The organism is Clostridium sp. MCC345 (genome assembly GCF_018785345.1).
Classification (GTDB): Bacteria; Bacillota; Clostridia; order Lachnospirales; family Anaerotignaceae; genus Anaerotignum_A; species Anaerotignum_A faecicola.
The window spans coordinates 230,770-247,785 of sequence record NZ_WQPP01000060.1 but is presented as its reverse complement, the minus strand read 5'-3'; the positions used below and the strand labels follow the sequence as shown (position 1 = coordinate 247,785).

The 17,016-nt window shown below is 47.0% G+C and carries 13 protein-coding genes and 1 tRNA gene; 10 read left to right on the top strand and 4 right to left on the bottom strand.

Annotated features, from left to right (window positions below; genetic code table 11):
• Positions 1 to 120: 120 nt before the first annotated feature.
• The 4 genes from trkA (at position 121) to GPK49_RS10615 (ending at position 6,754) form a co-directional block, all read left to right on the top strand.
• Positions 121 to 1,479 carry a Trk system potassium transporter TrkA gene (trkA, locus tag GPK49_RS10630; protein WP_016407139.1) on the top strand — a complete coding sequence of 453 codons (1,359 nt, stop codon included), beginning with the start codon at positions 121 to 123 and terminating at the stop codon, positions 1,477 to 1,479.
• Between the two features lie 24 nt (positions 1,480 to 1,503).
• Entirely contained in the window at positions 1,504 to 2,955 is a 1,452-nt protein-coding gene (locus tag GPK49_RS10625) for a TrkH family potassium uptake protein (RefSeq protein ID WP_215677791.1), read from the top strand.
• A gap of 614 nt (positions 2,956 to 3,569) precedes the next feature.
• Positions 3,570 to 5,735: a response regulator gene (locus GPK49_RS10620; RefSeq protein ID WP_215677789.1), complete on the top strand. Its 2,166-nt coding sequence runs from the start codon at positions 3,570 to 3,572 to the stop codon at positions 5,733 to 5,735.
• A 236-nt stretch (positions 5,736 to 5,971) separates the two neighbouring features.
• A complete protein-coding gene (locus tag GPK49_RS10615; RefSeq protein ID WP_215677787.1) occupies positions 5,972 to 6,754 on the top strand; it encodes a stalk domain-containing protein in 783 nt (260 codons plus the stop codon).
• 118 nt (positions 6,755 to 6,872) lie between these two features.
• Here GPK49_RS10615 and GPK49_RS10610 read toward each other — a convergent pair.
• A tRNA-Ser gene (locus GPK49_RS10610) sits at positions 6,873 to 6,962 on the bottom strand.
• Positions 6,963 to 7,091: 129 nt separating this feature from the next.
• Between GPK49_RS10610 and hemW the strand changes: the two genes are divergently transcribed.
• The 6 genes from hemW to GPK49_RS10580 all read left to right on the top strand — a co-directional run bounded on the left by hemW (position 7,092) and on the right by GPK49_RS10580 (position 14,494).
• Positions 7,092 to 8,228, top strand: coding sequence for a radical SAM family heme chaperone HemW (gene hemW / locus GPK49_RS10605; RefSeq protein ID WP_215677785.1), 1,137 nt, complete (start codon positions 7,092 to 7,094; stop codon positions 8,226 to 8,228).
• Positions 8,229 to 8,377: 149 nt separating this feature from the next.
• Positions 8,378 to 9,427: a heat-inducible transcriptional repressor HrcA gene (hrcA, locus tag GPK49_RS10600; RefSeq protein ID WP_118581631.1), complete on the top strand. Its 1,050-nt coding sequence runs from the start codon at positions 8,378 to 8,380 to the stop codon at positions 9,425 to 9,427.
• Positions 9,428 to 9,451: 24 nt separating this feature from the next.
• Complete coding sequence (gene grpE, locus GPK49_RS10595) at positions 9,452 to 10,015, top strand: nucleotide exchange factor GrpE (RefSeq protein ID WP_215677889.1); 564 nt, start codon at positions 9,452 to 9,454, stop codon at positions 10,013 to 10,015.
• A 44-nt stretch (positions 10,016 to 10,059) separates the two neighbouring features.
• Positions 10,060 to 11,892, top strand: coding sequence for a molecular chaperone DnaK (gene dnaK / locus GPK49_RS10590; RefSeq protein ID WP_215677783.1), 1,833 nt, complete (start codon positions 10,060 to 10,062; stop codon positions 11,890 to 11,892).
• A 106-nt stretch (positions 11,893 to 11,998) separates the two neighbouring features.
• Positions 11,999 to 13,171, top strand: a complete 1,173-nt coding sequence (dnaJ, locus tag GPK49_RS10585; protein WP_016407124.1) for a molecular chaperone DnaJ — start codon at positions 11,999 to 12,001, stop codon at positions 13,169 to 13,171.
• Positions 13,172 to 13,330: 159 nt separating this feature from the next.
• Positions 13,331 to 14,494: a cation diffusion facilitator family transporter gene (locus GPK49_RS10580; RefSeq protein WP_215677781.1), complete on the top strand. Its 1,164-nt coding sequence runs from the start codon at positions 13,331 to 13,333 to the stop codon at positions 14,492 to 14,494.
• 43 nt (positions 14,495 to 14,537) lie between these two features.
• On the opposite strand, the gene GPK49_RS10575 is transcribed toward GPK49_RS10580, so the two are convergent.
• The 3 genes from GPK49_RS10575 to GPK49_RS10565 form a co-directional block, all read right to left on the bottom strand.
• Entirely contained in the window at positions 14,538 to 15,002 is a 465-nt protein-coding gene (locus tag GPK49_RS10575; protein WP_215677779.1) for a low molecular weight protein-tyrosine-phosphatase, read from the bottom strand.
• A gap of 185 nt (positions 15,003 to 15,187) precedes the next feature.
• Positions 15,188 to 16,387, bottom strand: coding sequence for a site-specific integrase (locus GPK49_RS10570; RefSeq protein ID WP_008703747.1), 1,200 nt, complete (start codon positions 16,385 to 16,387; stop codon positions 15,188 to 15,190).
• A 111-nt stretch (positions 16,388 to 16,498) separates the two neighbouring features.
• Positions 16,499 to 16,732 (bottom strand): excisionase, encoded by a 234-nt coding sequence (locus GPK49_RS10565; RefSeq protein WP_008703749.1) that lies wholly within the window; start codon positions 16,730 to 16,732, stop codon positions 16,499 to 16,501.
• Positions 16,733 to 17,016: the final 284 nt, after the last annotated feature.

The window sequence follows — 17,016 nt, the reverse complement described above, 5'->3', positions numbered from 1 at the left end:
AGAGATTTTCATTGCCATGCAGCTTGGAAAGGTCTTGTATTTTTGGGAATAAAGTGATATGATAGCTTGATGGATTGAAGAATGTCAGAAAATTTCCTTAAAGGATAAGGAGGATACAGCATGAAGGTTGTAATCGTAGGGGACGGTAAGGTCGGCGGCACTATCGCCAGACAGCTCTCCGGTGAAGGACATGACATCATTGTAATTGATAATAATACAAGTGTTCTGAATAATGCTTCCAATACGATGGATATTATGAGTGTGGAGGGGAACGGTGCAAGCATGCTTGTCCAGAAAAGAGCAGGTGTGCCTGAGGCAGATTTGCTGATTGCGGCAACCTCCGCGGATGAGGTAAATATGCTTGCCTGCCTGCTGGGGAAAAAGCTAGGCGTGCCGCATACGATTGCCCGTGTGCGTAACCCCGAATATTATGAGCAGATTAACGAATTGAAGGAAGAGCTTGGGCTGAGCATGACGGTAAACCCCGAATTTGCGGCGGCAACGGAAATCCTGCGTCTTTTGCGCTTCCCCTCTGCTTTGAAAATCGAGGTGTTTGCGAGAGGGCGTGTGGAACTGGTAGAGGTCAAGATTCCGCCCCACAGTGTGCTGGATGGGATGCCTCTATGGGCGATTTATAAGGAGTTTCAGGTAAAGGTTCTGATCTGCGCGGTGCAGAGAGCAGGAGAGGTGCATATCCCCAACGGTAACTTTGTATTGCAGGCAGGGGATAAAATCAACCTGACCGCATCACATAGTGAGATTGAAAAATTCTTCCGTACCATCGGTCTGTTCCGTACGGGGGTAAAATCGGTCATGATTCTGGGCGGCGGCAGAATGGCGTATTATCTGGCAAAGGCACTGATTCTTTCTCATGTGCGCGTAAAGATTATCGAACTGGATTATAAGCGTTGTGAATATCTATGTGAGGCGCTGCCGGAAGCGGTTGTGATTCACGGAGATGGGACGGATAAGGAAACTCTGCAGGAGGAGGGTCTGGAAAAGACGGATGCTCTGGTCTGCCTGACGGGGATGGATGAGGAAAATATCGTAGTTGCGCTTTATGCCAAGGCGAAAAAGGTTTCCAAGGTGATTGCGAAAATCAACCGTATTTCCTTTGATGAAATTCTGGATGCGCTGGATATTGATGGCTTTATTTCGCCGAAGATGATTGCGGCAAATAATATTGTCCGTTATGTGCGCGCGATGCAGAATTCCGCAGGGAGCAGTAACGTAGAAACGCTGCATAAGCTGGTAAATGAGCAAATTGAAGCATTGGAGTTCAAGGTAAGAGAAAAATCCAGCGTAGTGGGTGTGCCGCTCAAGGATTTGAAGACGAAAAGCGAGGTTCTGGTGGCAACGATTATCCGCAATGGCAGAGTTATTATTCCGGGCGGTAATGACATGATTGAGGTGGATGACAGTGTGATTATTATTACCAGAAATAAGCATTTGACGGACTTGAAGGATATTTTGAAATAATAAATTGAAATTTGGTGAAGGGTTATGAATTTTAATATGATTGCCTATATTCTGGGCAATATCATACGAATAGAGGCTGCCCTGCTTGCAGTGCCTGCCTTTGTTTCTATATGGTATCAGGAGGCAAAGGCGGCATCGGCATTTGTCGCAACCATTATCGCCTGCCTGATGGTAGGGACGGTTCTGGTCAGCCGTGAGCCGGAAAATAAGCGGATTTATGGGCGAGAGGGCTTCGTTGTGGTTGCACTTTCGTGGATTGTGATGTCCGTTCTGGGGGCACTGCCGTTTTATCTGAGCGGCTCTATTTCGGGCTATGTAAATTGCTTTTTTGAAACGGTATCCGGCTTTACCACAACGGGCGCAAGCATTTTGCAGGAGATTGAAACTCTGCCGAAAAGTATTCAGTTCTGGCGTTGCTTTACGCATTGGATTGGCGGTATGGGGATTCTGGTATTTATGCTTGCAATTATGCCCCTTGGGGACGAGCGCACGATGTATCTGATGAAGGCGGAGGCACCCGGACCTCTGGTTTCCAAGCTGGTGCCAAAGGTAAAATCGACAGCAAAAATCCTGTATACGATTTATATTGTACTGACACTGGTGGAGATGATTTTGCTGTTTGCAGGTGGAATGCCCTTTTTTGACAGCGTGGTGCATGCCCTTTCGACAGCGGGGACAGGCGGCTTTTCTGTAAAAAATAGCAGCATTGCGGAATACAATAGTGCGTATTTTGAATATGTCATTACGGCATTTATGCTGCTGTTCGGGGTGAACTTCAACCTGTTCTATTTGATGCTGATGAAGGATTTTAAGAATGTGTGGAAAAATGAGGAGCTGCGCTGCTATATTGCCATTGTCTGCATTGCGACAGCGTTGATTACCATAGATATTTCTCGGTATTATTCGACAGTGGAGGGTGCCTTCCGCCATGCTTTCTTCCAAGTGGCGGCAATTATGAGTACAACGGGCTTTGTAACGGCAAACTTCGACCTCTGGCCTGAGTTTTCTAAGACACTTCTGTATTGCCTGCTAATTCTTGGGGCATGCGGCGGTTCAACCGCGGGCGGTATTAAGGTTTCGCGTTTTGTAATCCTTCTGAAAATGATTAGGCGGGAGATCAGCCATATTGTGCACCCGCGCTCTGTTAACCTGATTAAACTGGACGGCTATAAGGTGGATGAGGATTCTATTCGCAGCGTGACAGGGTTTATTATTCTGTATGTGCTCATTTTGCTGGGGTCGTTCATGCTGGTTTCGCTGGATAATTTCGACTTTATTACGAATGTGACTGCGGTTACAACATGCCTGAGTAATGTCGGACCGGGACTTGCTATGGCAGGGCCTGTTGAAAACCTTTCCTTCTTCTCCGGCTTCGCAAAGATTGTGCTTTGCTTGGATATGCTGCTGGGGAGACTGGAAATTTTCCCGATTATTATGCTTTTCGCTCCATCCATCTGGAGAAAGAGCTACATGTAACAACGCAGAGCCAAGCATCTGCAAAAAAAGAACAGCTTACATGCTTGCATGATAGGCTGTTCTTTTTATTGCAGATATTTGGCGAGCGCCACAACGAAAAAATACGAAGTATTTTTGAGATGGGCTCTGCGTTGTTGCATGTGGGTGCCCTGATTTCGATTTTACAGAAAAAGCAGCCTGTTTGGGCTGCTTTTTCTGTAAAGGGGAGGGTATATTACTATGATAAACCAAATATAGGTAGTTGTCTGTTTTTTTCTTTCAATATTTTTCTTCCAATAGGGGAAGGGGTGCCTGCAGCCTTTCGGGGAAGGGGACTGCAGGCGGAAGTAAAAGGGGGCGTCCTTTCGACTTCTTTTGTAGTATACTGTAAAAATATGGACAAAGTGTGAATAGAAACTTAAGGCTTTGTTAAAATATGCGAATGTTTTCTTTATTGGGGTGCCCTTTATCCGCTGCGCAGAGAGCTTTGCTCTGATTGCTGCTGTATATATGAGCCAATAGTTCGGATTTATGAATAAAAGTTGTAAATAAAATATCAGCGTGCTATGATAATTTGAGAGATATCTATGAAACAGGATTCGATACAGACGGGCTTATGCAATGAGGAGAAAAACATGGCAGATAGTGGAAGGATTGAAAAAAAGAAAGACCGGCAGACAAATCAGGCGGATATGGGACAGAAACGCAGATCACATCGTATGAATATCACGGCACTTCTGATTTTTCTGTTTTTATTTATTGGCTGCTCTCTTTTGCAGTACGCGAACAACGGGCAAAATGCACAGAAGTCCTGCGGGCTGATGCTGGATCAAATGAAGGAACTGATTACGGAAAATGAAAGGAGCTTTCAGCAGCTGGAGGATACGCTGAAGGATGAATATACTATTCGGGCGAATATCGCGGCGGATTATATTACACAGGGCTGGGAGGATTACAAGGAGGCAGATGATTTTGCTGCGCTGGCGAAGCTGTTAGGGGTGGACGAGGTGCATGTGTTTGATGAAAAGGGTAAAATTATCAACGGATCTGTCCCCAAATATTATGGCTTTACAATGGATTCAGGGGAACAGATCGGTTTTTTTAAGCCTATGCTTTCTGACCACACGCTTTCCCTTTGCCAGGATGTAACGCCGAATACGGCAGAGGGCAAGCCTATGATGTATGCGATGGTCTGGGCAGAAAATGACAATGCACTGGTGCAGATTGGCGTAACGCCGGACAGATTGCTGGAATGGATGCAGAGCAGCGATATCAGCAAGATTGTGGGGCGGTTGCCGCTGGTTGAAGGTATGTCGATTTATGTTGTGGAGAATGCGACAGGAACGGTGATTGCCGCAACGAATGATGATATACTGGGGTATGAGATTTTTCCTGAAGACAGAATACAGGATTCTCTGGAGGAAGGAAAACGCTATCAGAAAACGGTTTCGTTCCATAACAGCAGCCGTTATGTTGTCTATGAAAAAATGGGGGAATATGATATTCTCGTTTCTTATAAAATTCGTGCCGCGAATAAAACCTTACCGCTTTCTATGGCAGAATTTGCGCTCATTCTGATTGCGGCACTCCTGCTGCTCACGCGAGTGACAAGAAGCTACATCAATTATCTGGAGCGGCAGGGGCGTGAGCTGCGTACCTCCAATATGGCAAAGACGGATTTTCTACGCCGCATGAGCCATGATATCCGCACGCCGCTGAATGGGATTCGGGGCGTGACTGCGATTGCCGAGTATTATGCGGATGACATGGAAAAGCAGGCGGAGTGCCGCCATAAGGTAATGCAGGCATCCGGCTTTCTGATGGAGCTGGTTAATAATGTGCTGAATATGAATAAGCTGGAATCCGGTGAAATGAAACCGGAAAATAAGCCGTTTGATTTGATTGAGCTTTTGACAGAAACAGCGAGTATCGTTGAGATGCAGGGGCAGGAATATGCCATCCATTTTCAGATGCAGATGGGGAAGCATAAATATCGTCATTTGATTGGCAGTCCGCTTTATCTGAAACAGGTTTTGCAGAATATCGGCGGCAATGCGGTGAAATATAACCGCGCAGGCGGAGCGGTCACGTTTGCTTCTGAGGATGTTGCGTATTCCGATGGGCGCGCGGTGATAAAATTCACCTGTACGGATACGGGGCGCGGCATGAGCAGGGAATTTCTCGTGCATGCCTTTGAACCGTTTTCGCAGGAAAATACGGACGCACGGACAACCTTTACCGGTACGGGGCTTGGACTTGCCATCACGAAGCAGATGGTAGAGCTGATGGAGGGCACGATTTCGCTGAAAAGTGAGCAGAATGTCGGCACAACGATTTCTGTGACGATTCCATTCCGGATAGATGTTGATTATACGGAGCCGCAAGAGGACGCAAAGCCTGCCGATGCTGCTTCTCTGGAGGGCGTGCATGTGCTGCTGGTGGAGGATAACGAGTTAAATATGGAGATTGCGGAGTTCCTGTTGAAAAAGGCAGGAATCACTGTAACAACGGCATATAACGGACAGGAGGCTGTGGATGTATTCCGTACGAAGGCGGCGGGCACCTTTGATGTCATCCTGATGGATGTGATGATGCCTGTGATGGATGGGCTGACGGCAGCAAGGGAAATCCATGCAACGAACCGTGTGGATGCGGCGGAGATTCCCATTTTTGCCATGACGGCAAACGCATTTTATGACGATGTGAGACAAAGCAGAGAGGCAGGTATGGTGGAGCACCTTTCCAAGCCCATACAGGAGCAGGAGCTGCTGGATGCCATCCGTCGGCATGTGAAACGGTGAGTGCTTATAAGAGAAAAAAGGGAAATTCCTTAACAGAAGGAGTTTCCCTTTTTGGTTATTACCAACAGCAAACCGCCCGAATCGGGGCGATAACCTCGGTTCGGGCGGTTCGGCATTTTCATATTGATGCTCTATCCGTTAGCATTTTAGCGGGTATAAAAGCATCCATTCATTACATGCTGCGAGCGCGGTACAGGAAGGTTACAATCTGCGCACGGGTACAAATGCCGTCCGGCATGAAGGAATTATCACCTGTGCCGGCGGTGATTCGCCCGGTCAACCGCTTTCTCATAGTAGCTGCCCTCCGGCACATCCATGAATGCGTCGGGCGCGGCTCCACAGGCGGCAGCGGTGGCGGCGGCGTAACAAAATATGCCGTAGCCGTTTCTCCCGCAGATAACGGCAAGGTTACACCCGATAAGACAAGCGCGGCAAAGGGCAGCGTTGTAACCATTACAGCAATGGCAAACGATGGCTATGCGCTTGATACAATCAAGGCAACCGATAAGGCAGGCAAGGAAATCAAGCTGACCGATAAGGGCGATGGCAAATATACCTTTACCATGCCTGCATCTAAGGTGGAAGTAAAGGCTGCATTTAAGCAGACTGCATCCAAACCCGATAAGCCCGCTGAGGAAATGAAGACAGTCGTAGTAATGCAGATTGGCAGCAAGACGATGTTCGTAAACGGTAAGGCTTACGAAAAGGACGCTGCACCTGTTATCATGAACGACAGAACTCTGGTTCCGATTCGATTTGTAACGGAATCTCTGGGCGGCACGGTTGCTTGGAACGCAGAAACAAAAGAAGTTACTCTCGTGATTGACGGTAAGGAAATTAAGATGACAATCGGCAAGACGATTGAAAAATACGGCGTTGCTCCCGTTATCATCGATAGCCGTACCTTCGTTCCTGTTCGCTTCGTGGCAGATGAGCTTGGCGCAACAACCGCTTGGAACGCTGAAACGAAAACAGTAACCATTACGAAAGCAGTAACCCCTATGAAAACAGAAAAATAAATAGGAACAAAACGAATAACCAGTAGGTTGGGCGTTCATCGGAAACGGTGAACGCCTTTTTTGGTAATAAGCAAATAAAAAAGCCAGCAGTCGAAAATCAACTACTGGCTTATTTCTACGGAGATGGTGGGATTTGAACCCACGCACGGGTTTGCGCCCGCCTGCCGGTTTTCGAGACCAGTCCCTTCAGCCACTTGGGTACATCTCCAAAGGTTATCTTAAACAGTATAGCAGAAGAAGGAAGAAAATGCAACGTCTGTATACAGAGAAGTGTTCTTTGATTGAAAAAGCGCGGCGCGCATGATATCATTTGAAGAATGAGAGGAGGAGAAAACGCATGGAATCCATCGGTTTATATATTCATATCCCTTTTTGCAGACAAAAGTGCCTTTACTGTGATTTTCCCTCGTGGGCAGGAAGGGAAGGGCAGATGCAGATGTATGTAGATGCGCTGACGGCAGAAATCCGAGCGCAGGGCAAGCGGTATGAAAATCGCGAGGTTGTTTCGGTATTTTTTGGCGGCGGAACGCCAACAGCACTGGAAATTCCTATGCTGGCACAGCTGATGCAGGCGATTAGGGAAAGCTTTCGGGTTACGGCAGATGCAGAGCTGACGACAGAGGCGAACCCGGGAACGCTGAGCTATGAAATGGCGGCGGCGTTGAAGAAAATGGGCTTTAACCGCCTGAGCATGGGCGTGCAGGCATGGCAAAATTCCATTCTGCACAGGCTGGGCAGAATCCACACGATAGAGGAATTTCTGGAAAATTATCATGCGGTGCGGCAGGCAGGCTTTGAGAATGTGAATGTAGATTTGATGTTTGCATTGCCGGGGCAAAGCATGGCACAATGGCAGGAAACAGTGCGGCAGATTGCGGCATTGAAGCCGGAGCATATTTCCGCTTACAGCCTGATTATAGAGGAAGGTACGCCGTTTTATGAAAGCTACCGCGCCGGAAAGCTGGAATTGGTATCGGAGGAGATGGACAGAGAAATGTACCACTGGACAGTGGACACCCTTGCGGAGTGGGGGTATGGACAGTATGAAATTTCCAATTTCGCAAAGGTGGGCAGACAGAGCCGCCACAATCGCATTTACTGGCAGGCGGAGGAATACCTTGGGATGGGCTTGGGCGCACATTCTTATATGGATGGAAAGCGCTTTCACAACAGCTATGATTTGCAAAAATATATTTCTGCGAAAGGAGATACTTCCTTATTAAGAGAGGATACAGAGTTGATTACAGAAACGGATGCATTGGCGGAATTTATGTTTCTGGGGCTGCGGCTGACGGAGGGCGTTTCGTTTGTGCGATTCCGACAGCGATTCGGGAAGGAAATGGACACCGTTTATGGGAAGGAATTACAGGAGCTGGCAGAGCTGGGGCTGCTTTTGCGCGACGAAAGCGGTGTGCGGCTGAGCAGAAGGGGGATTGATGTGAGCAATGCGGTGTTTGAGCGGTTCCTTTTATGAAAGAATATGAATGAATTGTAAACATTTTCAAAAATCATAAAAATTTTTAGATTAGCACTTGACATCTTCGGTGGCTAGTGCTATCTTTATATACAGAAGTTAGCACTCAAGTTAAACGAGTGCTAATAAAAGAAAAAGGAGGCGACGGTATGGCATTAAGTGACAGAAAGATACAGATTTTGCAGGCCATTATCAATGATTACATTGAAACGGCGGAGCCCGTCGGTTCCAGAACCATTGCAAAGAAATATAACTTAGGTATCAGCTCTGCAACGATTCGGAATGAAATGAGCGATCTGGAGGAAATGGGGCTGATTTTACAGCCGCACGCATCCAGCGGCAGAATTCCTTCCGATATGGGCTACAGGCTCTATGTAGACCATCTGATGCAGCAGAAGGAGCTGAAGCCGGAGGAAAAGAAATATCTGCAAAGTGTGGTCGCGCGAGATATCAATCAGATTGACTATCTGATGGAGGAATCCGCAAAGGCTTTGTCCCTGCTGACAAATTACACGACCTTTGTTTCGGAGCCTGTCGGGCAGAGAACGAGAATCAAACAGATTCGCCTGCTCCCGTTTGACAGCAGCTCCGTGCTGCTCATCATTGCAACGGGTGACAACTTCATTAAGAACCATGTCATCAAGATGGACAGCGCACCAACGGAGGAAAAAATCTTCTATATGGGCTGTTGCCTGAACAATGTGCTGCAGGGCTGCGCGCTGAATGAAATCGATGGCGTGGTGGTCAGCAAGTTGCAGGCAGAGCTGAAGGAGTATCAGGAATTATTGCAGCCGATTCTCAAAGCAATTGAAATTACGATGCGGTCGGCGGAAAAGGTACAGGTTCACATGAGCGGTGCCAAGAATATGCTGGCGTTCCCCGAATTTTCGGATATCCAGAAAGCAAAATCTCTGATTCAGACCTTGGAGGAAAAGGATCAGCTGGTAACAATGCTGAAGGAAAGCTCCGGCAATGATATCCAGATTATGATCGGCAGTGAGAACAGCGTGCAGGGCATGCAGGATTGCAGTGTAATCACAGCGACGTATAAAATGGGGGATAATACAAGAGGTACCATTGGCATTGTTGGCCCAACCCGAATGGATTATTCACAGGTTATTTCCGTATTGAATGGAATGGTGCAGAGCATTGAAAAAGTATTGCGGAATCTATCCGATGGGAACCATAAAAATACTTAGAAATGAGGGAACAACGTGGAAGAAATGAAAAAAGACGAAGCTCTGGAGGAACAGCAGACGACGGCAGAAGCAGCAGAAGCTACGGAAGCTGAGGCAGTTCAGGCGGAAGAGATTCCGGATGCTGTGGATGAAACGGCAGAAAAAATCGCGAAGCTGGAACAGCAGGCTGCGGATAATCTGGACAAATATCAAAGAACACTGGCGGAATTTGATAACTTCCGCAAGCGTACAATAAAAGAAAAAGCCGTGATGTATGATGACGGCGTAAGAAGTACCATTGAAAAGCTTCTGACAGTTATCGACAATCTGGAACGTGCCGTTGCGGTACAGGAAGGAAAGGTCGATGCGGACGATGCTTTCTTCAAGGGCGTGAAAATGACTCTGGTGCAGTTCCGGGAAATCCTGCACAGCATGGGCGTGGAGGAAATCAAGGCACTGGGCGAGAAATTCGACCCCAACCTGCACGCGGCAGTTGCGCATGAGGATGACGAAAGCTATGGTGAAAACGAAGTCATTCTGGAAATGCTGAAGGGCTATAAGTATAAAGATAAGGTGATTCGCCACAGTATGGTTAAGGTGGCAAACTGAGTACAAAATAAAAATGAACAATGTTCTTTTAGGAGGAATTGATTATGGGAAAAATTATTGGTATTGACTTAGGTACAACAAACTCTTGTGTAGCAGTAATGGAAGGCGGTCAGCCTGTTGTTATCGTAAACAGCGACGGTGCAAGAACGACACCCTCTGTTGTCGGCTTTGCAAAAAACGGCGAAAGACTGATTGGTGAAACAGCAAAACGTCAGGCAATTACAAATCCTGACAACACTATTTCTTCCATCAAGAGCCACATGGGCGAAAATTATAAGGTAAACATTGAAGGCAAGGCATATTCTCCTCAGGAAATCTCTGCTATGATTCTGCAGAAGCTGAAAGCAGACGCAGAGGCTTATCTGGGCGAAACCGTAACAGAGGCAGTTATCACTGTTCCTGCTTACTTCAATGACTCTCAGAGACAGGCAACAAAGGATGCCGGCAAAATTGCAGGTCTGGATGTAAAGCGTATCATCAACGAACCCACATCCGCAGCACTGGCATACGGTCTGGATAACGAAAACGAACAGAAAATCATGGTTTATGACCTGGGCGGCGGTACCTTCGACGTTTCCATCATCGAAATCGGTGACGGTGTTATCGAGGTTCTGGCTACAAATGGTAACACACATCTGGGTGGCGATGATTTCGACCAGAGAGTGATTAACTTCCTGGTAGATGAATTCAAGAAAACAGAAGGCATGGATTTGTCTAAGGATAAAATGGCAATGCAGAGACTGAAAGAAGCAGCAGAAAAGGCGAAAAAGGAGCTGTCCACAGTAACCTCCACAAACATCAACCTGCCTTTCATCACAATGAATCAGGATGGCCCGAAGCATCTGGATATCACACTGACAAGAGCAAAATTTGACGAACTGACACATGACCTGGTAGAAAGCACCATGGGCCCCGTAAAACAGGCGCTGGCTGATGCAGGCCTGTCCACAGGCGAAATCGATAAGGTTCTGCTGGTTGGCGGTTCCACAAGAATTCCCGCCGTACAGGATGCAGTAAAGAAATACACAGGCAAGGAGCCCTTTAAGGGCATTAACCCCGATGAATGTGTTGCAGTCGGTGCAGCAATTCAGGGTGGTAAGATGGCAGGCGATGAGGGCGCAGGCTCTATCCTGCTGCTGGATGTAACGCCTCTGTCTCTGGGTATTGAAACTCTGGGCGGCGTTGCAACAAAGCTGATTGACAGAAACACAACCATCCCCACAAATAAAAAACAGATCTTCTCTACCGCAGAGGATAACCAGACAGCTGTTGATATCCATGTTGTACAGGGGGAAAGACCTCTGGCAAAGGATAACAAGACACTGGGTCAGTTCAAGCTGGACGGTATCGCTCCCGCAAGAAGAGGTGTGCCTCAGATTGAAGTAACCTTCGATATCGATGCAAACGGTATTGTAAACGTATCTGCTAAGGATTTGGGTACAGGCAAGGAACAGAAAATCACAATCACAGCAGGCTCTAACCTGAGTGAGGATGAAATCGATAAGGCTGTCAAAGAGGCAGAGCAGTTCGCAGAAGCCGACAGAAAGAGAAAAGAAGCAATCGATGCGAAAAACGAAGCAGACTCTCTGATTTTCCAGACAGAAAAGGCAATCGAAGAGCTGGGCGATAAGCTGGACGGTGCTGATAAATCCACAGTAGAAGCAGAGCTGACAAAGCTGAAAGATACGGTAAAGGATTTGGCACCCGAAACAATGACAGATACAGATACAGAAAATGTAAAGGCTGCAACAGAAAGCCTGAAGCAGGAATTCTACAAGCTTTCCGAAAAGCTGTATCAGCAGGCACAGGCTGCACAGGGCGAAGCTGCACAGGGCGGCGACTCCGATGTAGTAGACGGTGACGGGAAAGAAATCTAATTGACAGAAATAAACAAAAAGCAAGGGTGCCTACCGACAGGGCAGGGCATCCTGCTTTGCTGTTAAGATAGCATAGGGGAAGATCCCCGGCAAGGTGGTGAGTGAGTTGGCAAATAAAAGAGATTATTATGAGGTACTGGGCGTAAAGAAGGATGCCACAGATGCGGAGCTGAAAAAGGCTTACCGTAAGATGGCAGTAAAATACCATCCTGACCAGAATCCCGGGGATAAAGATGCAGAAGAAAAATTCAAGGAAGTCAACGAAGCGTATGAGGTTCTGAGCGACAGCCAGAAGCGTGCGCAGTATGACCAGTTCGGTCATGCGGCCTTTGAACAGGGCGGCATGGGCGGCGGTGGCGGCTTCTATAGCGGCCAAGGCTTTGATATGGGCGATTTGGGCGATATCTTCGGCAGTATGTTCGGCTTCGGCGGCTTTGGCGGCGGCGGAGCGAAAAGAAACGGCCCCAGACGCGGGAAGGATGTAAACGTAAGCATCCAGCTGACCTTTGAGGAGGCAGTTTTTGGCTGCAAAAAAGAAATTTCCATTGCAATTTATGATGAATGTGAAACCTGCCATGGTACAGGCGCGAAGGCAGGTAGTCATCCCGAAAGCTGCCCGACCTGTCACGGGACAGGGCAGGAGAGAGTGATGCAGCAGTCCATGTTTGGCTCTGTAACCTCCGTAAGAACCTGTTCCAAGTGCGGCGGTACGGGTAAGGTTGTGAAGGACCCCTGCAATACCTGCCATGGCAGCGGCAAGGTGCGTAAAACAAAGAAATACGAGGTTAACGTACCAAAGGGTATTGATAACGGGCAGACCATTCGTCTGGCAGGCAAGGGCGAAATCGGTGAAAACGGCGGCGGCTACGGCGATTTGCTCGTAACGGTTTATGTACAGCCGAACCGTGTATTTGTGCGTAAGGGTTATGATATTTATTGTGATGTACCCATTACCTTCGTGCAGGCGGCACTGGGCGGTGAAATCACGATTAAGACCATTGATGGTGAGGAGAAATATACCGTCAAACCCGGTACACAGCCCGATACAGTCGTAACCCTGCGTGGCGTGGGTGTGCCGAATCTGAGAAATCCTAAGGTAAGAGGGAATCAGATTGTAACATTGAAGGTAAAAATCCCTACAGATATGAGCGAAAGACAGAAGGATTTGCTGCGTCAGTTCTATGGGGAGGCACCTAAGGCAGCGACAGAAGCAGAGGCTCCTAAGGAGGAGAAAAAATCCTTTTCCAAAAAAATGAAGGACTTCTTTAAAGAAGATTAAGAGAAAAGCAATCAAACAGTTCCCCTGTTCCGAAAAAGGAATAGGGGGCTTTTTTGTGCAGAGTTGCGGTGGTTTGTGGTTGTAATTCGCTTTTCAAAGTGATATGATAATACGATAACCTGATGAAAAAAGAAGATGAAAAAATTGGGGGAAGTGGGTATGACAGGGCTTTTGTTAAGGCTTTTTGTAAAAAATTATACGGATGCGGAGAATACGCAGGTGCGTACTGATGTAGGCAAGCTGGCAGGCGTGGTCGGCATTTTCTGCAATGGGCTTCTGTTTTTCGGCAAGCTTGTGGCAGGGCTTCTGTCCGGCTCGGTTGCGATTGTTGCCGATGCGGTGAATAACCTTTCGGATGCATCCTCCTCTGTGGTGACGCTCCTTGGCTTTCGTCTGGCACAGCAGCCTGCGGACGCAGACCATCCCTATGGACACGCCAGATATGAATATCTTTCGGGGCTGATGGTGGCAGTGCTGATTCTGGTTATCGGCGTGGAGCTGGTGAAATCCTCCGTGGAAAAGATCATTCATCCGGAGGCAGTGGATTTCTCTGCGCTGACAGTTGTCATTCTGGTTGGCTCTATTTTGGTAAAGCTGTGGATGTCCTTCTTTTTCGGTAGCCTGGGGAAACGGATTCACTCTCTTACCCTGGAGGCAACCGCGGTGGATAGCCGCAATGACGTAATTACAACGGCGGCGGTTCTGCTGGGGTGTTTCGTGGGATTTCTGTTTCGCATTAAGATTGACGGTTACATTGGTCTGCTGGTTGCGGTGTTCATTCTCCATTCGGGTGTGAATATCGTAAAAGAAACGATTTCTCCGCTGCTTGGGGAACAGGCGCAGCCGGATTTAATTGAGAAAATCAAGGAACTGGTGACAGCACCGGACGAAATTCTGGGTGTGCATGATTTGCTGATTCATGATTATGGCCCGGGGAAATGCTTTGCTTCGATTCATGCAGAGGTCAATGCGGATTTGTACTCTCTGGAGGGGCACGACATCATTGATGAGTTAGAAAGCAGGGCTTTGCGGGAGTTGAATGTCCATTTGGTGATTCATTATGATCCCATTTTGGTGAATGATGCGGAATGGAATGAAATGCGGCAGGTGACACAGGAGATTATCTATGAAATTGACCCTGCCGTGACGATGCACTGCTTCCGCATCGTCGGCGGCAAGGAACAGAAAAATCTGGTGTTCGACCTGATGGTGCCTTATGAAGCGAAACGCCCGAATGAGGAATTGAAGCAGGAAATTGATCGGAAGCTTCGGGAAAGAAATATAAAATATGGAACCGTCATTCGGTTTGATGGGAAGGAATAAGAAAAAAAGATGATAGGATGTGAAAATCTTATCGTCTTTCTTGTTATAGTTTGCCTTCTTTTTGCAGATATGCCAGAAAGCCCTCCAGACCCTCCATAATGTCATGATATGTGATATCAAAATCACCGGTATACCAAGGGTCGGCAATATCTCTGGGGCGACTGCTGAAATCCAACAGACGATAAACCTTATGGTCGGGGTCCTCCTTGATCTGCCGCATTAAATTGGGAATGTTGTACCGCTCCGCAACCAGAAGATAGTCATAGGCGGCATAATCCTCCTTCGTTACCTGCCTTGCGTGGTGCATATTGCAGGAAATGCCGACAGATGCCAACTTGCGTTTTGCCGGGGGATAGACTCCGTTGCCGATTTCCTCGCGACTCGTTGCGGCGGATGCAATATGGAATTGAGCGGAAAGTCCGCGTTTTTCTACCATGTCGCGGAAAAGATATTCCGCCATGGGGGAACGGCAGATGTTGCCGTGGCAGATAAATAATACTTTAATCATCTTTTTATATCTCCATTTAAGTCTTGTATTTCTTCTCAAACGCTTGATATTTCAGGGTTTTCCGACTTTTGAGTTTTCCTTTCTTTTCAAGGTATCTTCTCAAATCTTCTCGTATTTTCTTGTGTTTTTCCCTGCAATCTTGGTAAATCCGTTGGTAAAGCAAGCGTCCTTACCAACGGGCTTTTTTAACTATTCGCTATCCGATATACTTCTTCCTTTGCATCATCAAAATTCACATGGGTGTAAGTGTTCAAGGTTACACTGATGTCTGCGTGACCCATGATATACTGCAAGGTTTTCGGATTCATCCCGGATTTTGCCATATTAGAGCAAAAGGTGTGCCTGCATACATGAGGGGTAACTTTCGGCATCTGGATACGGTAAATCCTGTTGTATTTCTGAATGATATGCTCCAGATACTTTTCCCAGTGAAGGGCAACCATCGGCATATCGTTTTTATCCAGAAACAAAAATCCTGCATATCCTTCCACCATCGGTTCAACTTTTGGTGTCTTGCGGTTGGCAATGATTCTGCGAAAACACGCTGCGACAGCTTCCGTCATCGGCACATAGCGGATGCCTTTGTCAGTTTTTGGTTCTTCAATTACATACTGCATCTGTGCAGTACGCTGTAACTGATGGTCTACCTTGATACGCATTTCTCCAAACTCGATTTCTGAAACCGTCAGTCCACAGAACTCTGAGATACGAAGCCCTGTGTGAAAAAGAATATAGATTGCATCATAGTATCTGCTAAAATGTTTATCTTCCTGAATAAACTTTAGCAAATCTCTCTGCTGCTTTCGGGTAATCGCTTCTCTGGTAACAGAATCATTGACAATGACGGATGCAAGCTCAAATTCAAATGGATTTTTACGAAGCAAATCATCGTCTACCGCCATCTGAAATGCTGGTCTGAGGACTCCCCGGATAGAATGAATGGAACTGTATCCCCGCCCATCAATTTGTTGGAGCTTAATCAACCATGCCTTGGCGTCTGACAAACGCACCTTATCAATTCGCAGATTCCCAAAACTCTCTTTTTTCAGCATATTGATGACCGTTTTATATCCGGCAACCGTATTGTGACGAACTCCTGTTTTCAATGAAACATACTTTTCTACCAGTTCCAAAACAGTATAGTTGCCACCGTTGGTTACGATACGGTCAAACAAATCCGCTTCAATCTGTTTTTCTTTCTCACGCAGGGAAGGCTCCCGCTTCTTCCCCTTTGGCATTGGGTCATTCTTGTCTAAACGCCAGCTGTATACATTTTTCTCTTTTCCGTCCTCATCAATATAGCGGAACCGATACCTCCCATCTTTACGCTGGTACTCGCCCTCTCGCAAAATCCGATTACGGTTATCTCGTCTTTTCTCACTCATCGTGAACTCTCCTTTCAAAAAAAGAGAGCCAGACTTGCACTCTTATCATAGCACAAATCCAGCTCTCCGCATAGTTATATCATGTGAAATCGGTAAATCTGTCAGCTCTGTTTACACAGCAGTAGCCTGATCCAGATACCTCTCAAATTTCTCACGCTTAATGAGGGCACGATTGCCGTTCATCACATAAAAATCCTCATTGGGATGTGTGTCAATAAGCGTTCTCAATTTTCCTTCGCCGATATGATAATATCTGGCTGCTTCCTCAATGGTAAGCGTATATCTACGCCACACCGGAATATCCGAGTAATTTTTTCCTTCAATATTCAGCTTATTATTCGCCATAGGCAGTTATCCTCCATACATGAAAATAGCCAGATAGAGGGTGTCGGCAACGAAGTCCGGCAACGGGCTTCAAAAGACCTTGCAAACAATCTCAATCTGGCGATGGTTACTATTTATACTTTTCTTTTATTTTTCTGTTGTTTTGGTTGTTATAAGGGAGAAAAGCCCGGAAATAAGGGGTTTTCCCCGGCAACCGGCTCGGCAACGGGATAGCAACAGGGGGTGCAACGGGCGGTCATTTTCAGAATGGAAGCTCCATCTGTTCTGTGACCTCCACAAAACCA

Bases quoted from the DNA above. Each gene is read 5' to 3' on its own strand.
- GPK49_RS10565 (WP_008703749.1), bottom strand. From the start codon at position 16,732: ATGGCGAATAATAAGCTGAATATTGAAGGAAAAAATTACTCGGATATT.
- GPK49_RS10620 (WP_215677789.1), top strand. From the start codon at position 3,570: ATGGCAGATAGTGGAAGGATTGAAAAAAAGAAAGACCGGCAGACAAAT.
- GPK49_RS10625 (WP_215677791.1), top strand. From the start codon at position 1,504: ATGAATTTTAATATGATTGCCTATATTCTGGGCAATATCATACGAATA.
- GPK49_RS10575 (WP_215677779.1), bottom strand. From the start codon at position 15,002: ATGATTAAAGTATTATTTATCTGCCACGGCAACATCTGCCGTTCCCCC.
- dnaK (WP_215677783.1), top strand. From the start codon at position 10,060: ATGGGAAAAATTATTGGTATTGACTTAGGTACAACAAACTCTTGTGTA.
- grpE (WP_215677889.1), top strand. From the start codon at position 9,452: ATGAAAAAAGACGAAGCTCTGGAGGAACAGCAGACGACGGCAGAAGCA.
- GPK49_RS10570 (WP_008703747.1), bottom strand. From the start codon at position 16,387: ATGAGTGAGAAAAGACGAGATAACCGTAATCGGATTTTGCGAGAGGGC.
- GPK49_RS10615 (WP_215677787.1), top strand. From the start codon at position 5,972: ATGAAGGAATTATCACCTGTGCCGGCGGTGATTCGCCCGGTCAACCGC.
- hrcA (WP_118581631.1), top strand. From the start codon at position 8,378: ATGGCATTAAGTGACAGAAAGATACAGATTTTGCAGGCCATTATCAAT.
- trkA (WP_016407139.1), top strand. From the start codon at position 121: ATGAAGGTTGTAATCGTAGGGGACGGTAAGGTCGGCGGCACTATCGCC.
- hemW (WP_215677785.1), top strand. From the start codon at position 7,092: ATGGAATCCATCGGTTTATATATTCATATCCCTTTTTGCAGACAAAAG.
- GPK49_RS10580 (WP_215677781.1), top strand. From the start codon at position 13,331: ATGACAGGGCTTTTGTTAAGGCTTTTTGTAAAAAATTATACGGATGCG.